An 18,039-nucleotide genomic window follows, 5' to 3' on the forward strand; every position below is an offset into this window, starting at 1 on the left:
ACGCCCATGACCTATTCGCACGCTATGACTTGACCGAAGCGCATTTTTTTGCGGCGACCTGCGCGATGTATTGTCGACATAGCGCCGGTATCAGCACCTACTTTGCTGAGGAACATTGCGCGCCGTGGAATATGTTGTTTATTCGTCTGGGCAGCGACCCGCTGTGCGAAGCGACGGAGTTACCGCTGGAACTGATCCGCCGTACCTTGATCCCCATTCGTATCGTGATTCCTCAGGAACAGGTCGATGGCTTGCGCGACGTGCTCGCGCAGCTCGGCTTTCAGCCGGCTGAAGAGACCACGGCGATGGTCCTGTCATTGGCGCGCCTTGCTCCATTGATAAACGAGGAAGGTGTGCAGATCAGCCTGACTCGGAACCTGAACGAATGGGCGACTCCGCTCGACAGTGCATTCCTGATAGCGCCCAAGGCGGTCGCGCATTACCAGGCTCGGCACCAGCGATCCCTGGACGCCGGTGAAGCCCTTTATCACTTCACATTGTCTGTGGAGGGGCAGGTGAGCTGTTCGTTGACCTTGTCGTTATGTGAGGGGGAGGCCCGACTGAGTGATGTCGGCACGCGGGTCGGCTTTCGTGGAAGAGGCTACGCCACTCGATTGATTCAAGCGGCCCTGCTTCACGCCTCGGGCCTGGGGGCTCGTCGGTGTTTTCTCGAGGCCTCGACGGCCGCCGTTGCACTGTATGGAAAGCTCGGTTTCCAACGCTTGTTCGATTGCGCGTCCTTTATTCGCGCAGCTGCCCCACAGCCATGATCAGAACGCCAGTTTCGCCTGGCCGCGATTCTCCAGCGTCAACAGATATTGCTTGGCCTCAAGCCCTCCCGCAAACCCGGTCAGCCCGCCCGAAGCACCCACCACTCGGTGACAGGGCGCAATGATCGAAATCGGATTACGCCCATTCGCCGCCCCGACTGCACGCACGGCTTTCGGGTTGCCGATCTGCTCGGCTATCTGGCTGTAGCTGCGCGTTTCGCCAAACGGAATGGTCAGCAGGGCCTGCCAGACTTGTTTCTGAAAGTCAGTGCCGGCGAAGTCCAACTCCAGCTCGAACTGGCTGCGTGTTCCCGCGAAGTATTCGTTTAGCTGGCGCTGGGCTTCCAATAGCACCAGGCTGTCGTTGGTCTCGATCAATTCACCCAGGCGTACGCGGTTGGCGCGCTCTGTTTGCCACAGGATGGCGCCAAGTTTGCCATGGCGCGCCACCAAGGTGAGTTCGCCGACAGGGGAGGGCATGAGTGTGTATTCACATGGCATGGGCGGGCTCCTCGAAGGGATGCTGAAGCGTACGGCGCCAGTGTAGGTCCATCAGGGTATTGGCAAACTACGTTTCTTGCGCTCGAATTCTTTGTAGAAGGCGAGCGTTATAGGCACCCGAACGCCAGCCAAAAAAAACCGGCCCCAGGAGCCGGTTTTTTATGCGTTCCGTGTCAGCCGTGGCATGACATGAAAGCCAATTTGAGTGGAGCGGGTAGAGGGAATCGAACCCTCAACTAAAGCTTGGGAAGCTTTCGTTTTGCCACTAAACTATACCCGCTCAAAGCGGCTGACTTTGTACCAGATGTTCAGCTGGATTTGAAGTTTTTCTTCGAAAAAATCGCATGTTGCGCGCGCACCGCCCGCAAATGAGCGGCGCCACTGCAGGAACCCGCTCCTACAGTGGGCCTCACTTCAGACCGCCCATGCATGTTGCGTCTGACCCTGCTGGTAGCGTAACCGACTCACCGGCCGCTGCCCTTTCAAAAAGCCTACCACAGCCTCCCGGCTGTCCCGGCATGCCGCTTTATGCTCCATATCCAGGAAATGCCCCGTGGCCTGGATAGTGCTGAAGCTGCTGTGGGTTATATGTTGCCCAAACAGCCTGGCATCCTCGGCGCTGGTGTACTCGTCCCATTCGCCGTTCAGGAATAGCACCGGAATGTCGATCTGCCTGGCTGCATTGAGGTAACACAAGCGATCGCTGTGAAGCACCTGGCTGATGTGGAAGTGCATCTGCCCGTATTCATGCTCGGCCAGGCTGCTGACGTGCTTGTAGTTGAAGCGCTTGAACAGCGACGGCAGGTGCTTGCCGATGGTGCTGTTGACCAGATGGCCGACGCGGTCGCGGTCGAGGTTGCCGAGGTAGTCGACGCCGCGCTCAAGGTAGTCGCGCATGGGCGCGTTGATCACCGGGGAGAACGAGCTGATCACCGCCTTTTCAATGCGTCGCGGGCGTTGGGCGAGGGCGAACAGGGCGGCAGTACCGCCCCACGAGAACGAGAGCACGTGTTCGGCGGCGAAGCGCTCGATCAGCTCCAGCAGGATCTGGCCTTCGACTTCCTTCGTCAGCATCCGCTCGTGGCGGTTGTGGATTTTGGAACGGCCGGCGTAGGGCTGGTCGTACAGCACCACATTGAATTGGGGGTAAAGGCTTTTCACGGTTTGGGCGAAAGAGGCCGTGGTGGCCATCGAGCCGTTGACCAGAATGATGGTCTTTTCAGCGGCATCCGCGCGATAGAACTCCGTGTAAACCCGGTACTGACCCTGTATATCCAACACAGCGATTTCTGGCCTCATGTCGTAAGACTCCTGGCAAGCGGGTAGGGCGCGCAAATGACTTTGCACGAGCTTTATGACAGGTAGGCATACGCCTGGAAGATGAGCGCCCCTGTCGGCCCGATTGCGGTTGGCCGACAGCGGTTGTCAGGGCGGGATGTTTGCCGGGACGGCCCGCCAATCCAGCACGGGCGGGGCAAGGTGTTTCTTGGAGGTTATAGGTGACTCGCCAGTCATATTTCAACGGGTGAGCTTGATTCAAGCACAGACTCGGCAGGTCGCAAGCCGCCTGGCTGGTTTTTTGCCACCAGCGGCTGAACGGTCGTCAGACTTGTCGGATTTCATCGTCAGTCAGGGCTCGGTATTCCCCCGGCGCAAGGGACGGATCCAACTGCAGCGGGCCCATGCGCTCACGGTGCAGCGCAATCACCTGGTTATTGAAGTGCCCGAACATGCGTTTCACCTGGTGATAACGGCCTTCGATGATGCTCAAGCGCGCCGTGGTCGGTCCCAGTAATTCCAGCTCGGCGGGTTGGGTGGTGAGGTCTTCGAACGCGAAGTACAGGCCCGCCTTGAATGTCACCGCGTATTCGGGGCCGATTTGCTGCGCTGTTTCCACGCGGTACACCTTGGGCAACTTGGTCGTCGGTTGTGTCAGGCGCCGCGACCACTGGCCGTCGTTGGTGATCAACATCAGGCCGGTCGTGTTGTAGTCCAGGCGCCCGGCAATATGCAGCGTGCTTTTGTCCGGCTCATTCAGCAGATCGAGCACGGTAGGGTGTTGCGGATCCGCTGTGGCACTCACGCACCCTTGGGGTTTGTGCAGCATGAAATAGCGCGCCGGTTTGCCCGCCTGCAGCACCTCACCATCCACGCACACCTGGCTGAACTCGCGTACCTCATGGTGGGGATCGCTGACCGTTACGCCATCAACGCTGACGTGGCGTTCCACCAACAGCAACCGTACTTGCCTGCGATTGAAGCGCGGCAGGTTGCTGAGGAACCGATCAACGCGCATCAGGGGTGCGCAACTGTTCATCCACTTGGGCGCAACGCGAGCACAGGCAGGCTTTATTGCGCAGTTCGTCAGGCAGCGCGAGGAGTACCGCCGGGTCAATGGTGACATTGAAGCACCAGCACGCCTGGTCAACCGTGCGTGGGTCTGCCAGGGCGCAGTCGTTGACGGCTCCGCAGGCGGGGCAAAGCGTGGGTGTGGTCATGGCTGGGTCAGGCTGTATAGGCAGGTATGCTCGGCCTTGCACAATACAGCGCGGACCCGCAGCAGGACAACGCCGTCATCGAGAGCGACACGGTATCTGCCTGAATATGACTGAGACGATATAGCTTGGGCTCCCGTCGGGTGCCCCTACAGGAATTGCGTGTTGATGTATCAAGTTGTTACTGAAACGCACCAGATGTTGTTTTTGATGTCAGATATTGTGTCATTCGGCGCAAGCTGGGTGCCGCTCTCCAGCGTCGCTGGAGGTGCTCTTCCGCGGTCCAGGAGGCCGCCATGTATCGACGACTGCTGCTCACTGCATTACTCGGCCTGACCTTGTCAGCTTGTGTGCCCTACTACGATGGAGGCGCCACTTACTATCGCTCCGAGGTGTATACCGCACCGGCGCCGGCCTATTACTACGGTGGCCCTCGCTATGACAGGGGCAGCTACTACGCGCCGGCTCCACGTTACTATCCGGCCCCGCGCTATTACTCGGCGCCGCGTTATTACCAACCCGCGCCACGTTATTATCCGAGGTCTGCCTACCGGGCGTATCCGAACCAGGGCTGGGGAGGAAATCGTTGGGGAAACGGCGGTCACGGACGGGGTGGTGAGCATGGCGGCGGGCGTGGTGGTCACCGCTGAAGAAAGGCTTTGAACCAAGCGGCGCATGATGCGCCGCTTTTTTTCGCCTGCCATTCGTCGGCACTGTCAGATTTAACAGCTATCTTTGAGGCTCAAGATATATTTCACTGCGGGGAAACGCTGTGTGTTTGTCGAAGGAAAGCCTCTATGTTCAAACAACTGATGTGCGTGCTTTTACTAGTCGGCTGCGTCATGGGCCCGGCGGGGGCAAAGCAGTTTTGTCCGGATAAATCGATGATCCGAAACGTCAAAGGCTACTTTCAATACCAGCAGGATGGCGTGCTCTGGCAAGGTCCCAAGGTTGAGCCTAACGAATATATACATAGCTTTCTTGGCGCTTTATTCACGCCTGAAAAGGGCACTGACCGAAAAAACGGCTACGTGGAAAAGTGCGTTTATGAAAACCAGCGTGAAGAGCTGGTCGTTATGCGTCCTTGCATTTCAGGCGCTGCCAACACCATGTCACTGACCGACAGCTTGCATTGGGAGCTTGGCAAGATTCCCTTCGATCAACAGGTTTACGTCTGCCGTGACAATCAACCCGATAATTGCGCATTCACGATAAATGACTCGCAACGATAGGCTGTCAATAATCGGATAAATCTGCCAGAGGATTCCTACCCTCCCAGGCTTTTTCAAAATGCGCCTGCACCACCGCCTCTGGAATTGTGTTGATATCCGGCCAGTGCCAGTGCGGCGCCTGGTCCTTATCGATCAACCGCGCCCTTACCCCTTCGGCGAATTCCGGATGACGGCAGCAGTTGAGGCTCACCGTGTACTCCATCTGGAACACTTGGGCCAACGACAAATGCCGAGCCCGGCGGATTTGCTCCCACACCAGATGGGCGGTCAGCGGGCAGCCTTCGCTCAGCGTTTTGCCGGCGCGAGCCAGCAGCGGATCAGCATGATCACGCAACTGGCTCAACGCGCGCCAGGCGCAGCGTATGTCACCCACATCCAGCCAGTCGTCGATCTGCCTACGGCGCGGCAACCACTGCGCTTCGGGTTGCTGGTCGACGGCTTCCTGGGCGAGGGCCTTGAGCAGGCTGTTGAGCTGCATTGCGCTCTGTTCCTGCCAGTTCAGTTGCAGCAGGCCTTCGAGCAGTTCGTCTTGCTGGTCATCGCGCAGGAAACGGTCGGCCAGGCCCAGGTCCAAGGCATCGCGGCCATTGATATGGGCGCCGGTAAGGCCCAGGAACAACCCGAGTTTGCCGGGCAGGCGCGACAAGAACCTGCTGGCGCCGACATCCGGGTACAGGCCGATGCTGATTTCCGGCATGGCCAGCCGGCTGGTGGGCGTCACGACACGCACGGACGCGCTTTGCAGCAGCCCCATGCCGCCGCCCAGCACATAGCCGTGGCCCCAACAGATCAGCGGTTTGGGATAGGTGTGCAGGCGATAATCGAGGCGGTACTCCGCGGCGAAAAACTGCGCGGCCAGGGCGGGTACTTCGCCGGGATGTTCGCGACAGGCCTGCGCCAGGCTGCGCACTTCGCCACCGGCGCAAAAGGCCTTGGGGCCATTGCCGCGCAGCAATACGCAGACGATGTTCGGGTCCTTGGCCCAGGCATCCAGGCGATCACCCAAGGCCAAAATCATCGGCAGGGACAGGGCGTTGAGGGTCTTTTGCGCGTCCAGGCTGGCGATGCCGATGCGGGCGCCGTCGCTGCCGGTCAGTTCTTCGAAGTGCAGGTTCATCGTGACCTCAATCGAGAAGGTGAAGGATGAGTATGATCCCTTCGTGGGAAAGCGCCGGTGGTGTGTCAGATCAATTGACAAGCGGGGTCGGCTTTCCTAGGGTTCGCCTCATTCTTTTTTACAAGACAATTCAACTATGACCGATGGCGACCGTATCAAACTCGAACCCAGCTGGAAACACGCCCTGCGCGATGAGTTCGAGAAGCCCTACATGGCCCAGTTGCGCGAGTTCCTGCGCCAGGAACATGCGGCCGGCAAGGAGATCTACCCGCCTGGCCCGCTGATTTTCAATGCCCTCAACTCGACGCCGCTGGACAAGGTCAAGGTAGTGATCCTCGGCCAGGACCCGTACCACGGCCCCGGCCAGGCCCACGGCCTGTGCTTCTCGGTGCAACCGGGCGTGCCGGCGCCGCCGTCCCTGGTCAATATCTATAAAGAACTCAAGCGTGACCTGAACATCGACATCCCCAACCACGGCTACCTGCAAAGCTGGGCCGACCAGGGCGTGCTGATGCTCAACACCACCATGACCGTGGAACGCGCCAATGCCAATGCCCATGCGGGCAAGGGCTGGCAGTTCTTTACCGACCGGATCATCGAGGTGGTCAGCGAGCATCAGCCGCATCTGGTGTTTTTGTTGTGGGGCGCCCACGCCCAGAGCAAACAGAAGCTGATCGATGCCACCAAGCACCTAGTGCTGACCTCGGTGCATCCATCACCGTTGTCGGCGTATCGCGGGTTCCTGGGCTGCGGGCATTTCAGTCGCGCCAACAAGTTTCTGGAGCAGAATGGCGAGGCGCCGATCGAGTGGCGGTTGCCGCCGCTCTGAACTGCGAAGAGGATTCAGATTGTTTCCGGCCGGCGGTTCCAATGCCTGAACAACGGCTCCGCCAGAAACAGCACGAACAACAGCCGCATCACCTGCATTGCAGTCACCAACGGCACCGACAATTGCAAGGTTTCAGCCGTGAGGCTCATTTCGGCAATGCCGCCGGGCATCATGCCCAGGGTCAAGGAGCGCAGGTCCAACTGGGTCAGGGCGCTAAGGCCCACCGCCGCCAATGTTGCCAGTGCCATGGTCAAGGCGGTGCCGATCAACGTGCGACCCATAAAGGATGGAGCCCTGCGAAAGAACTGGCGGTTGAAGTGACACGCCAAGCCGCTGCCGATCAGCCATTGGCCGATCTGGCTGCCGCCATCGGGCAGGCCGATATGCAGGTCCCAGACCACACTGGCAGTCGCACTCACCAGCAACGGGCCGAACAGCCAAGGGTTCGGCTGGTGCAAACGCTGCCAGCCCCAGGCCACCAGAGCCCCCATCGGAAACAGCAACGCCAGCCACCGCCAATCCACAGGTGCCGGGTGAAACTGCGGCGCGCCACCGTCCAATAAATACTTGAAGATCGCCGGCACACACAGCACCACTACCAGCACGCGCAGACTCTGCCCCGCCGCAACCCGGCTGAGCACCGCACCATTGCGCGCGCCAAGGTTGACCATCTCCCCGGAGCCGCCCGGCATGCTGGAGAAAAACGCGGTGGCGCGGTCTTCACCGCTGCGGCGCATCAACCACACCCCGACCACGCTCGACAAACTCGTCACCAAGGCGCCGAAGAAGATCAGCCCGAAGTGGCTCATCACCTGTTCGATCACTACCGGCGTGAAGTGCAGGCCGATGCCGATGCCCACCACCCATTGGCCGCATTTGCGCCCGCCGGGAATTTCCGCCAATTGCCAGGGCGTGAGGCAGCGCACCAGGATGATCGCCAGCAACGAGCCGACCATATAGGGCAAGGGCCAGCCGACGAGGCTGGCCAGGTAACCGCCGGCCAGGCCGACCAGCGGTGTTCCCCACCATTGCTTGAAAGTGACCTCAGACATCGGCCACGGCACGACGCTGCAGGGCACGTTTGCGGTAGATGCGCACCAGCGGGAACATCAGCATCAGCGCGGTCAGTACCCAGACGCCGAAGGTGATCGGGCTCGACCACAGGATGTCCAGCGCACCGTTGGAGATCGACAGCGCGCGGCGCAGGTTCTGTTCCATCAGGCCGCCGAGGATAAAGCCCAGCAATACCGGCGACAGCGGAAAGTCGAGCTTGCGCAGGATGTAGCCGAAGATGCCGATGCCGACCATCAGGAACAGGTCGAACGTGGTGGCATGCACCGCGTACACGCCAATTGCGGTGATGATGGCGATCACCGGCACCAGCGCCCAGTTCGGCACGGCGAGGATGCGGGTGAAGATGCGGATCATCGGGATGTTGAGGATCACCAGCATGATGTTGGCAATGAACAACGAGGCGATCAGGCCCCAGACAATGTCCGGTTGCTGTTGGAACAGCAGCGGTCCTGGGGTGATGTTGTACAGCGACAGCGCGCCGATCATCACCGCCGTGGTGCCCGAACCGGGCACGCCCAGGGTCAGCATCGGCACCAGGGCGCCGCAGGCGGACGCGCCGATTGCGGTTTCCGGGGCGGCCAGGCCACGCATGTCACCTTGGCCGAATGTGCCGCTGGCGCCGGCCAGGCGTTTCTCGGTCATGTAGGCAACGGCCGAGGCCAACGTAGCACCCGCGCCCGGCAGCACACCCATGATGAAGCCGAGCAGGCCGCAACGGATGTTGACTACGAAAACCGAAGACGCTTCCTTCAGGTTGAACATCATCCGTCCGGTGGCTTTGACCGCTTCCTGGCCACGGTGGGTTTTCTCCAGCAGCAGCAGGATCTCGCTGATGGAAAACAGGCCCAGCACCAACACCACGAACTGAATGCCATCGGTGAGGTGGATGTTGTCGCCGGTAAAGCGGTACACGCCGCTGTTGGCGTCGATGCCCACCGCCGAGAGGAACAGGCCGATCAGCGCCGCCACAAAGGTTTTCAGCGGCTTGTCACCGGCCATGCCGCCCAGGCACACAATCGCGAACACCATCAGTACGAAATATTCCGCCGGGCCGAAGGCAATCGCCCATTTGGCCAGCAGCGGGGCAAACAGCACCATGCCGCAGGTGGCGATAAACGCGCCGATGAACGAACTCCACGCCGACAACGACAGCGCCACGCCGGCCAGGCCTTTGCGGGCCATCGGGTAGCCGTCGAGGGTGGTCATCACGGTGGAGGCTTCGCCCGGAATATTGAGCAAGATCGAGCTGATACGGCCGCCGTATTCGCAGCCCAGGTACACCGCTGCAAGCAGGATCAACGCCGACTCGGGCGGCAGGCCCAGGGCGAATGCGATGGGGATCAACAACGCCACGCCATTGATCGGCCCCAGGCCCGGCAACAGGCCGACCACGGTGCCGATCAGCGTGCCGCACAAGGCGGTCACCAGGTTGTACGGGCTCAGCGCGACGCCGAACCCCTGGCCCAAATAGGCAAAAGTATCCATATCAGTTCTCCAGTACGTCGAGCAGGCCGAGGGGCAGCGGCACATCCATGGCTTTGTCGAACAGCAGGTATAAGCCGATGGCCATCAGGCCGACGATCACTACGCTGGGCATCCAGCGCCCGCCATACAGGCGTGCCATCGGGATGCCGATCAACAGGCTGCTGAGGATGAAACCCAACGATTCGAAGGTGGCGGCGAACACGATCAACAGCGCTATGCAAATGCCGATCTTGACCAGTGTGTCGCGGTCCAGCGCCGGGTCTTCTTCGGTGTGTTGGGTGGGTTGCGGGCGAAACAGCATGTAGATCAGCGCCAGGCTCATCAGCCCGAGCATCAGCAGCGGAAAGGCGCGAGGCCCGACCGGCTCGTAGGAAAACGCCGCCTGATACGGCCAGGCCATCAGGGCGAGGCCGGCGCAGGCCAGCAACAGTACGGCGGCGAAAATGCGTTGTAAGAGCATGGTGAACTCCTGGGCCACACCGCGTGTTTAAACGGGCGTGGCCGCGCGAAAGCGGGGCGTTTACTGGATCAGGCCGAACTCTTTGGCCAGCACTTTGTAGTCAGCCACCTGTTTCTTCACGTAGGTGTCCAGTTCCGGGCCTGTCATGGCGAACGGGAACAGCTCGCGCTGGTCACGCAGCTTGGCGAACTCGTCGGAAGCCAGCAGTTTGTCAAACGCATCCTTCCACCAGGCGTAGTCGGCATCGCTGACTTTTGGCCCGAGGTAGAAGCCGCGCACCACTGGCCAGACGATGTCATAGCCTTGCTCTTTGGCGGTCGGGATGTTCTTCATTTCCGGCTCGTCCAGGCGCTGCTCGGAGAACACCGCCAACAAGCGCATGTCGCCGCTGAGGATGTGCGGCATGGAGTCGGAAATATCGGTGCTGCCCACCTGAATGTGGCCACCGAGCAAAGCGGTAGCGATTTCGCCGCCGCCTTCCAGCGCGACGTAACGCAGCTCGCGCGGGTTGATGCCGGCGGCCTTGGCGATCAGGGCGGTTTGCATCCAGTCCTGGCTGCCAACCGTACCGCCGGAACCTATCACTACGCTGCCTGGATCTTTCTTCAAGGCTTTTACGAGATCGTCGAGGGTCTTGTAGGGTGAATCACTTTTCACTGCGATGGCACCGTAGCTGGTGCCTACCGCTGCGAGCCAGCGCACGGCGCTTTCATCGAAGCGACCGAACTTGCCCTGGGCCAGGTTCAGCAATGAACCGCTGGACCAGGCCACCAGGGTACCTCCATCCGCAGGGCGCTGAGCGACCACCGCGTTGTAGGCCACTGCGCCGACGCCGCCTGGCATGTAGGTCACGCGCATCGGCTTGCTCAGCAGTTTCTGGTTGACCAGCGCGCTTTGTGCCAGCTTGCAGGTCAGGTCAAAACCACCGCCCGGGGAAGCCGGGGCGATGCATTCAGGGCGCTTGGGTTCGTCGGCGGCCAGCAGTTGGCCGGCAAACAGCATGCAGCCGGCGGTAATCGCAACTTTACGCAGTGAAAGGGTCATGGTGATCTCCGTATTTTTGTTATGAGTGGCTTAGCCGCGTGCGCTGCTGTGCCTGGCGTTGCGCGAGCGCACGGCCACCGTCTTCGAAGACGGCAAGGGCAGAGTGGGTGTGAGTAAGGCGGGAATTTCTTGCAGGCGGGCGAGCCTGGGGCTGTGTCGACAGCATCGTGGTGCACTCCGTTATTGTTCTTATTTTGGCGAAAACGCTTCGAGGCGTTTTTCGGGCGCTACGGGTGAGGTAGCTCGGCGGGCGTAACCACCGTAACTGGATGCTAAAGGGCGAAGCTTTCACTAACCTTTCAGTTGCCTTTCAATGTTTTCGGGCTTCACAGGGCAGGTTGCGCCTGTAAACTGCCCGCCAAAGCGTGGCGTCGCCCACGCCTGCACGAGGTAGAAATTCATGCGTGTCCTTCTGGTTGAAGACCATTTGCAACTCGCCGAAAGTGTCGCCCAAGCGCTCAAGAGCATAGGGTTGACCGTCGACGTATTGCACGATGGCGTGGCTGCGGACCTGGCGTTGAGCAGCGAGGAATACGCGGCGGCGATCCTTGATGTGGGGCTGCCGCGCATGGATGGTTTCGAAGTGTTGGCACGCTTGCGCGCCCGTGGAAAAAATTTGCCGGTGTTGATGCTGACGGCACGCAGCGATGTAAAAGACCGCGTGCATGGCTTGAACCTGGGCGCCGACGATTACCTCGCCAAACCGTTTGAGCTGACGGAACTGGAAGCGCGGGTCAAGGCGCTGCTACGGCGCAGCGTATTGGGCGGCGAGCGCCAGCAGGCGTGCGGCGTGCTGGTGTACGACCTCGATACTCGGCGCTTCACGGCCGGTGGCGAACTGCTGACGCTGACCTCGCGCGAGCAAGCGGTGCTCGAGGCGCTCATCGCCCGGCCTGGCCGCGTGATGAGCAAGGAGCAACTGGCCTCCCAGGTGTTCGGTCTCGACGAAGAAGCCAGCCCGGACGCTATCGAAATTTATGTGCACCGCCTGCGCAAGAAACTCGACGGCCAGCCTATCGCCATCGTGACCTTCCGTGGCCTTGGCTACCTGCTGGAAGCCCGCGATGCATAAGCCCAGCAGCCTGCGCTGGCGCCTGCTGTGGAACCTCGCGCTGTTGCTGGTGCTGCTGATGCTCGCCAGTGGCATGAGTGCCTACTGGAACGGGCGCGAAGCGGCCGACACCGCCTATGACCGCACGCTGCTGGCCTCGGCGCGCACCATTGCCGCCGGCTTGACCCAGGTGGACGGCACGCTCAGTGCCAACGTGCCCTACGTGGCCCTGGACACCTTTGCCTACGACAGCGCCGGGCGTATCTATTACCAGGTCAATGACATCAACCAGAAGCTGATATCGGGTTACGAAAACCTTCCCGGCCCGCCGCCCGGCACCCCGCGTACGGATGATTACCCAGCCTTGGCGCGGTTCTACGACGCCGTGTATCAGGGCCAGCCTGTGCGCGTGGTGAGCCTGCTCAAGGCTGTCTCCGAGCCGAACATGAATGGCATGGCGGAGATCCGTGTCGCGGAAACTGACGAAGCCCGGGTCGCCATGGCCCGTAGCCTGATGGCCGACACCTTGTTGCGCCTGGGCATGCTTGCCATTGGCGCGCTGTTGCTGGTGTGGTTTGCCGTCAGCGCGGCGCTGCGCCCGCTGGAGCGCCTGCGCACGGCGGTGGAAGAACGCCAGCCCGACGACCTGCGGCCCTTGCCGCTGGTAGAGGTGCAGGATGAGTTCGGCCCGCTGGTGCGTTCCCTCAACCATTTCACCGAACGCTTGCGCGGCCAGTTCGAACGCCAGGCGCAGTTCATTGCCGACGCCGCCCACGAGTTGCGTACGCCGCTGGCCGCGCTCAAGGCCCGCCTGGAACTGGGCCTGCGCGCCGAAGACCCGGCCACGTGGCGCACCACCCTGGAAACCGCCGCCCAGGGCACCGACCGTCTCACGCACCTGGCTAATCAGTTGCTGTCCCTGGCACGCATCGAAAATGGTGCCAGGGCCATTGCCGAAGGCGGCGCGCAGTTGCTCGACCTCAGCCAATTGGCCCGAGAGCTGGGCATGGCCATGGCGCCATTGGCCCACGCGCGAGGCGTTGCCTTAGCGCTGGAAGCAGACGAGCCGGTGTGGCTGCGCGGCGAACCGACGCTGCTCAATGAGTTGCTGAGCAACCTGGTGGACAATGCGCTGGCGCACACACCACCGGGTGGCAACGTGATTTTGCGGGTTACGGCGCCAGCGGTGCTCGAAGTCGAAGACGATGGACCCGGTATCCCGCTGGATGAGCGGGACCGGGTATTCGAGCGATTTTATCGGCGCAGCCAGCAGGGTATGGGGTCGGGCCTGGGGCTGGCGATTGTCGGGGAGATCTGCCGTGCGCACCTGGCGCAGATCAGCCTGCACGATGGCGAATCGGTGGGGTTGAAAGTGCGCGTGAGTTTTATCGCCGGGGATCAGTAGAACATCGAACGTGCTTCATCCAGTTCGGTGCGCAACGTCTCGCTGTAGGGGTCAATCCGCAGCTTCTTCACCGCCGGTACGTCGGCCATATCGACGTTTGCCAGTGGGTGTCCGGTGTGGCGGTGACAGTAGAGCACGGCGACCTGCACCACATCGATGTAATCGAGCTGGGCGCAGTCGCGTTCCAGGTTCAGATACTGGCCGGGCAGTTTTGCCAGCATTTCGGGGAAGTCCCAGCCGCTGAGCAGCTTGTCGCCCAATACCGGATGGATGCTGTCGATCACGTGGTTGAGGCTGACCGGGTCGGACAGCAGCTCGTAATGGTCTTCGGCGTAGGTGAGGATCGGCAGCACGCCAATCTGGTGCACCAGGCCGCCCAGGGCCGCCTGGTCCGGCTTGAGTTGGCTATGCCGGCGACACAAGGCATAGCTGACGCCCGCGACCTCGAGGCTGCGGCGCCACACTTCGCGCATTTTCTGTTCGACCACCTCGGAGCGGGCGTGAAAGATCTGCTCCATGACCAGGCCGATGGCCAGGTTGCTGCTGTAATTGGTGCCGAGCCGCGTGATGGCAGTGTGCAGGTCGGTAACTTCCTGAGTTGCTCTGAGTAACGGGCTATTGACCACTTTGATCAGGCGCGCCGACAGGGCGGTATCGCGACTGATCACTTTACTCAAGTGGCTGATGCTGATCTCCGGGTCTTCGGCGGCCTGACGAATTTTCAGGGCCACCTCCGGTAATGTCGGCAGAACCAGGTCATCGTTGTCGATGGCCTTCATCAAAGCCTGTTGGACTTTTTCCGCCAGCTCGTTCATTCATACTCTCTAGGGTGTTGCAAAAAAAGTACGGCGGTTAACGCTGGATCTCACGATCGCGGTCCAGCGCGTAGGGCAGGTCAAGCAGCCGCAGGCCCGGGCCTTCCAGGCTGCCTAAGCGTACGTCGCCATTATCGGCAGCTTCGGCTTGCAGCACGGCAAGAAGTTCAATGGACTGACCGGCTTTTGCCGCGATGACCACTTCGCCGATCGAACTGTTATGGCTCGGGGAAAACAGTGCGGTGCCTGGCTCGGGTAATTCAGTCGCAGCCAGACTCAGGCGGTACAGGCGGCGTTTGAGTTTGCCCAGGTACTGCATGCGCGCGACGATTTCCTGGCCGGTGTAGCAGCCTTTCTTGAAGCTGACGCCGCCCACCGCCTGCAGGTTGAGCATCTGCGGGATGAATAGTTCGCGGGTCTGCGACATCACCTGGCCGATGCCGGCGCGGACCTGGCCCAGCAGCCATTCATTCAGCTCGGCTTGCGGCAGGCTTGCCGCCAACTGGTTGCGCAGGCTTTCGGCGTGTTCGGCGGGTGCCCAGAGTTCAGCGCGGTCGGGCGACACGCGGATGGCGATCAACGTCTCGGTGCGCGCCACGCTGTCGGTCTCGACCGGCAACGCCAGGCCCAGCGCGGCCAGCGCCTGGTCGGCATGCGCCAGGCCGAAACGCACCCAGGCGGCGCTTTCATCGGTGAGTTTGGATTTGGAGAACACTGCGTATTTCTTCAGGTCTGCCAATTGCGGCTCTAGCAGTTCGCTGGCCATGGCCAGGAGCACGCCGTCACCTTGTAGCAGGATGCGAAAACTTGACTGCATCCGGCCTTTTTGCGTGCAGCGCGCGCCCAGGCTGGCCTGGGTGTCACTCAGGTAATTGAGGTTGCAGGTCAGTTGGCCCTGCAGGAATTTGGCAGCGTCCGCGCCGCGGACGGCGAGAACGCCTTCGTGGGACAGCGGGCAGAAGAAAGCAGAGTCGGCCATGGGTCATCGCAGGTCAAAAAGTCATGGGTGCATCATAGAGGGGCGCCCGGCAAATGCATAGTTTCCATGGGGCGCGACCAAAGCCGGCTGTCCCGGTGCCGTCGGGCCTGTATACTTGCGCTCTATTTGAGGAGCGTTCCATGGTCGAAGATGTAGAAATCAATCGCCTCTACTGGCACAGCCGTCGCGGCATGCTGGAGCTGGACGTGTTGCTGGTGCCTTTCACCAAAGAAGTCTACGCGACGCTCAACCAGGTAGATCGCGACCTTTACGTACGGCTGCTGGAATGCGAAGACCAGGACATGTTCGGCTGGTTCATGGAGCGCGCCGAATCGGAAGATCCGGAGCTGCAACGCATGGTTCGGATGATCCTGGACCGTGTCCAGCCCAAGTAACCGTTTTGAATGCCGCTGGCAGGCCTCACGGCTGTTGCTGGCGGCGTATCTGCTTGCGCAGCTGTTCGCACTGGGTGCCTGCCTGGTAGTCGATCTGCCGCTTGCATCCCTTGGCATGCTGGCGTGCCTGGCCCACGCCGCCTGGGTGTTGCCGCGGCATGTGTTGCTGACCCACCGCTCGTCGATTCGGGGCCTGCGCCGCGATGAGGATGGCTGGCAATTGTTCAGCGCCGAGCGCGGCTGGCACAGCGTGCAACTGCGGCCTGACAGCCTGGCGCTGCCGCTGGTCGTGGTGCTGCGCTATCGTGTGCAAGGTGAACGATGGGTGCGCTCGACGTGCGTGCCTCACGACGCGCAGACCGCCGATATGCACCGGCGCCTGCGCGTACGCTTGAAGTTCAGTCGCCGTAGGTGGCTGGCACCAGAATAGTGTCGCGGGCCTCAGGCAGCATCTGCGGGTAGTCGAGGGTGTAATGCAGCCCTCGGCTTTCCTTGCGCGCCATGGCCGAGCGGATCATCAACTCGGCGACTTGGGCCAGGTTGCGTAATTCGATCAGGTCGCGGCTGACTTTATAGTTGCTGTAGAACTCGTCGATCTCATCCAGCAGCAAACGCACCCGGTGCTGTGCCCGTTGCAGGCGCTTGTTGGTCCGCACGATCCCCACGTAGTCCCACATGAAGCGCCGCAGTTCGTCCCAGTTGTGCGCGATGATCACGTCTTCGTCCGAATCCGTCACCTGGCTGGCATCCCAGCGCGGCAGGGCGGCCGGCACCGCGATGCGCGGCAGTTGTTCGAGGATGTCCGCCGCCGCCGAGCGCGCATATACAAAGCATTCGAGCAGCGAGTTGCTGGCCATGCGGTTGGCGCCGTGCAGGCCGGTGAAACTGGTTTCGCCAATGGCGTACAGGCCGGGCACGTCGGTGCGGCCATGCTGGTCGACCATTACGCCGCCGCAGGTGTAATGCGCGGCAGGCACGACCGGGATCGGGCCTTTGGTGATGTCGATGTTGAAGGTCAGGCAGCGTTCATAGACGGTGGGGAAGTGCGTCTTGATGAAGGCTTCGGGTTTGTGGCTGATGTCCAGGTAGACGCAGTCGATGCCCAGGCGCTTCATCTCGTGGTCGATGGCGCGGGCGACGATGTCGCGCGGTGCCAGCTCGGCGCGCGGGTCGAAGCGTTGCATGAAGCGTTCGCCATTGGGCAGCTTCAAGTGTGCACCTTCCCCGCGCAGCGCCTCGGTGATCAGGAAACTCTTGGCCTGGGGGTGGTACAGGCAAGTGGGGTGGAACTGGTTGAATTCCAGGTTCGCCACCCGGCAGCCCGAGCGCCAGGCCATGGCGATGCCGTCGCCGCAGGCCCCGTCGGGGTTGCTGGTATAGAGGTAGACCTTGGCCGCGCCACCTGAGGCAAGGATGGTGAAGCGCGCGCCGTAGGTGTCGACTTCGCCGCTGGTGCGGTTGAGCACATAGGCGCCGAGGCAGCGCTCGCCGGGAAGGCCCAGGCGTTTTTCGGTGATCAGGTCGACGGCGACGCACTGCTCCAGCAATTCGATGTTGGGGCGTTGGCGCGCCTGGTCGAGCAAGGTCCTGAAAATGGCGGCGCCGGTGGCGTCGGCGGCATGGATGATGCGGCGGTGGCTGTGGCCGCCCTCACGGGTCAGATGGAACTCGAAGCCGCCGTCATCGCTGCCCGCGTGTTCATCGCGGGTAAAAGGCACACCCTGGTCGATCAGCCATTGGATCGCCTCGCGACTATGCTCGACGGTGAAGCGCACCGCGTCTTCATTGCACAGGCCGCCGCCGGCATTGAGGGTGTCTTCGACATGAGACTGTACGGTGTCGGTGTCGTCCAGTACGGCAGCGACGCCGCCCTGTGCCCAGAATGTCGAACCGTTGGCCAGGTCGCCTTTGCTCAGTACGGCTATACGCAGATGGCTGGGGAGGGTCAGTGCCAGGCTCAGGCCGGCGGCGCCGCTGCCGATCACAAGGACATCGTGTTGAAACTGTTGGCTCATTGAATGGATTCCGCAAAAAGCGATCCGAAGAGGAGGCGCAAGCAGGACGCCTGGATCGGCGAATCAAAGGGGCACACGGACCACTAGTATATAGAGGGGTGGAGCGGCACAATAGCCAGGCATTCGTGGCATTGTGAGATTACGGTGCACAGCACCCGGTTAAACAGCCAGTCAGCGAGCGGGAACTTTTTGCATAAGCCCCGACTCAATAGCAGGTTGCCCGAAAGCTGGGAAAAACGTTGTGTTTATTGGCCCGTCGGGAGCATTGGACGCGTCAGAAAACCGACGAAAAGATTATTCGCGCAGCCGGCGTTGCCTGAGCTGCGTTTTTCGTGTGTGCCAAATCAGTGCGTGCCGGAAACTTGCTTGAAG

At 61.3% G+C, this 18,039-nt stretch carries 20 protein-coding genes and 1 tRNA gene; 8 read left to right on the forward strand and 13 right to left on the reverse strand.

What is annotated here, in order from left to right:
- Positions 1–29: 29 nt before the first annotated feature.
- A complete protein-coding gene (locus C4J86_RS07390) occupies positions 30–770 on the forward strand; it encodes a GNAT family N-acetyltransferase (protein WP_305955294.1) in 741 nt (246 codons plus the stop codon).
- Here the strand turns inward: C4J86_RS07390 and C4J86_RS07395 are convergent, their stop codons facing one another.
- The 5 genes from C4J86_RS07395 to C4J86_RS07415 all read right to left on the reverse strand — a co-directional run bounded on the left by C4J86_RS07395 (position 771) and on the right by C4J86_RS07415 (position 3,769).
- Complete coding sequence (locus C4J86_RS07395) at positions 771–1,271, reverse strand: methylated-DNA--[protein]-cysteine S-methyltransferase (RefSeq protein WP_124369942.1); 501 nt, start codon at positions 1,269–1,271, stop codon at positions 771–773. It abuts the gene before it with no gap.
- Positions 1,272–1,477: 206 nt separating this feature from the next.
- Positions 1,478–1,551: transfer RNA gene (locus tag C4J86_RS07400), tRNA-Gly, on the reverse strand.
- 134 nt (positions 1,552–1,685) lie between these two features.
- A complete protein-coding gene (locus C4J86_RS07405) occupies positions 1,686–2,570 on the reverse strand; it encodes an alpha/beta fold hydrolase (RefSeq protein ID WP_124369943.1) in 885 nt (294 codons plus the stop codon).
- 304 nt (positions 2,571–2,874) lie between these two features.
- Positions 2,875–3,567, reverse strand: a complete 693-nt coding sequence (locus C4J86_RS07410; protein WP_124369944.1) for a pseudouridine synthase — start codon at positions 3,565–3,567, stop codon at positions 2,875–2,877.
- Positions 3,557–3,769, reverse strand: coding sequence for a cysteine-rich CWC family protein (locus C4J86_RS07415; protein WP_124369945.1), 213 nt, complete (start codon positions 3,767–3,769; stop codon positions 3,557–3,559). Before C4J86_RS07415 ends, C4J86_RS07410 begins: the two co-directional genes overlap by 11 nt.
- Positions 3,770–4,062: 293 nt before the next feature.
- On the opposite strand from C4J86_RS07415, the gene C4J86_RS07420 reads away from it, so the two are divergent.
- The gene (locus tag C4J86_RS07420) at positions 4,063–4,416 is read left to right on the forward strand and encodes a hypothetical protein (protein WP_124361718.1); all 354 of its coding nucleotides are present in this window, start codon (positions 4,063–4,065) and stop codon (positions 4,414–4,416) included.
- Positions 4,417–4,563: 147 nt separating this feature from the next.
- Positions 4,564–4,998: a DUF3757 domain-containing protein gene (locus C4J86_RS07425; protein WP_124361719.1), complete on the forward strand. Its 435-nt coding sequence runs from the start codon at positions 4,564–4,566 to the stop codon at positions 4,996–4,998.
- 4 nt (positions 4,999–5,002) lie between these two features.
- Here C4J86_RS07425 and C4J86_RS07430 read toward each other — a convergent pair whose 3' ends face one another.
- Positions 5,003–6,115, reverse strand: coding sequence for an enoyl-CoA hydratase/isomerase family protein (locus tag C4J86_RS07430; protein ID WP_124369946.1), 1,113 nt, complete (start codon positions 6,113–6,115; stop codon positions 5,003–5,005).
- A 136-nt stretch (positions 6,116–6,251) separates the two neighbouring features.
- Here C4J86_RS07430 and ung point away from each other — a divergent pair, with 136 nt between their 5' ends.
- Positions 6,252–6,944 carry a uracil-DNA glycosylase gene (gene ung / locus C4J86_RS07435; RefSeq protein ID WP_124369947.1) on the forward strand — a complete coding sequence of 231 codons (693 nt, stop codon included), beginning with the start codon at positions 6,252–6,254 and terminating at the stop codon, positions 6,942–6,944.
- Between the two features lie 14 nt (positions 6,945–6,958).
- Here ung and C4J86_RS07440 read toward each other — a convergent pair whose 3' ends face one another.
- The 4 genes from C4J86_RS07440 to C4J86_RS07455 are packed head-to-tail and all read right to left on the reverse strand — an operon-like array spanning position 6,959 to position 11,013.
- Complete coding sequence (locus tag C4J86_RS07440) at positions 6,959–7,996, reverse strand: AbrB family transcriptional regulator (protein WP_124369948.1); 1,038 nt, start codon at positions 7,994–7,996, stop codon at positions 6,959–6,961.
- Complete coding sequence (locus tag C4J86_RS07445; protein WP_124369949.1) at positions 7,989–9,503, reverse strand: tripartite tricarboxylate transporter permease; 1,515 nt, start codon at positions 9,501–9,503, stop codon at positions 7,989–7,991. Before C4J86_RS07445 ends, C4J86_RS07440 begins: the two co-directional genes overlap by 8 nt.
- Position 9,504: 1 nt before the next feature.
- Positions 9,505–9,963: a tripartite tricarboxylate transporter TctB family protein gene (locus C4J86_RS07450; protein ID WP_124369950.1), complete on the reverse strand. Its 459-nt coding sequence runs from the start codon at positions 9,961–9,963 to the stop codon at positions 9,505–9,507.
- 60 nt (positions 9,964–10,023) lie between these two features.
- A complete protein-coding gene (locus C4J86_RS07455) occupies positions 10,024–11,013 on the reverse strand; it encodes a tripartite tricarboxylate transporter substrate binding protein (RefSeq protein WP_164484579.1) in 990 nt (329 codons plus the stop codon).
- A 394-nt stretch (positions 11,014–11,407) separates the two neighbouring features.
- On the opposite strand from C4J86_RS07455, the gene C4J86_RS07460 reads away from it, so the two are divergent.
- On the forward strand, positions 11,408–12,079 hold the full coding sequence (locus C4J86_RS07460; protein WP_124366210.1) for a response regulator: 672 nt from the start codon (positions 11,408–11,410) through the stop codon (positions 12,077–12,079).
- Positions 12,072–13,463 (forward strand): sensor histidine kinase, encoded by a 1,392-nt coding sequence (locus tag C4J86_RS07465; protein WP_124369951.1) that lies wholly within the window; start codon positions 12,072–12,074, stop codon positions 13,461–13,463. The genes C4J86_RS07460 and C4J86_RS07465 overlap by 8 nt, the downstream gene beginning before the upstream one ends.
- Here the strand turns inward: C4J86_RS07465 and C4J86_RS07470 are convergent.
- Complete coding sequence (locus tag C4J86_RS07470) at positions 13,457–14,278, reverse strand: HDOD domain-containing protein (RefSeq protein ID WP_124369952.1); 822 nt, start codon at positions 14,276–14,278, stop codon at positions 13,457–13,459. The two genes, C4J86_RS07465 and C4J86_RS07470, sit on opposite strands and share 7 nt — an antisense overlap.
- Before the next feature lie 37 nt (positions 14,279–14,315).
- Positions 14,316–15,257: a folate-binding protein YgfZ gene (locus C4J86_RS07475; RefSeq protein WP_124369953.1), complete on the reverse strand. Its 942-nt coding sequence runs from the start codon at positions 15,255–15,257 to the stop codon at positions 14,316–14,318.
- A gap of 140 nt (positions 15,258–15,397) precedes the next feature.
- Here C4J86_RS07475 and C4J86_RS07480 point away from each other — a divergent pair, with 140 nt between their 5' ends.
- Positions 15,398–15,652 (forward strand): succinate dehydrogenase assembly factor 2, encoded by a 255-nt coding sequence (locus C4J86_RS07480; RefSeq protein WP_003189444.1) that lies wholly within the window; start codon positions 15,398–15,400, stop codon positions 15,650–15,652.
- Positions 15,636–16,082 (forward strand): protein YgfX, encoded by a 447-nt coding sequence (locus tag C4J86_RS07485; RefSeq protein ID WP_124369954.1) that lies wholly within the window; start codon positions 15,636–15,638, stop codon positions 16,080–16,082. Before C4J86_RS07480 ends, C4J86_RS07485 begins: the two co-directional genes overlap by 17 nt.
- Here the strand turns inward: C4J86_RS07485 and nadB are convergent.
- Entirely contained in the window at positions 16,051–17,667 is a 1,617-nt protein-coding gene (gene nadB / locus C4J86_RS07490; RefSeq protein ID WP_124369955.1) for an L-aspartate oxidase, read from the reverse strand. The two genes, C4J86_RS07485 and nadB, sit on opposite strands and share 32 nt — an antisense overlap.
- Positions 17,668–18,039: the final 372 nt, after the last annotated feature.

Source organism: Pseudomonas sp. R2-7-07, assembly GCF_003852355.1.
Classification (GTDB): Bacteria; Pseudomonadota; Gammaproteobacteria; order Pseudomonadales; family Pseudomonadaceae; genus Aquipseudomonas.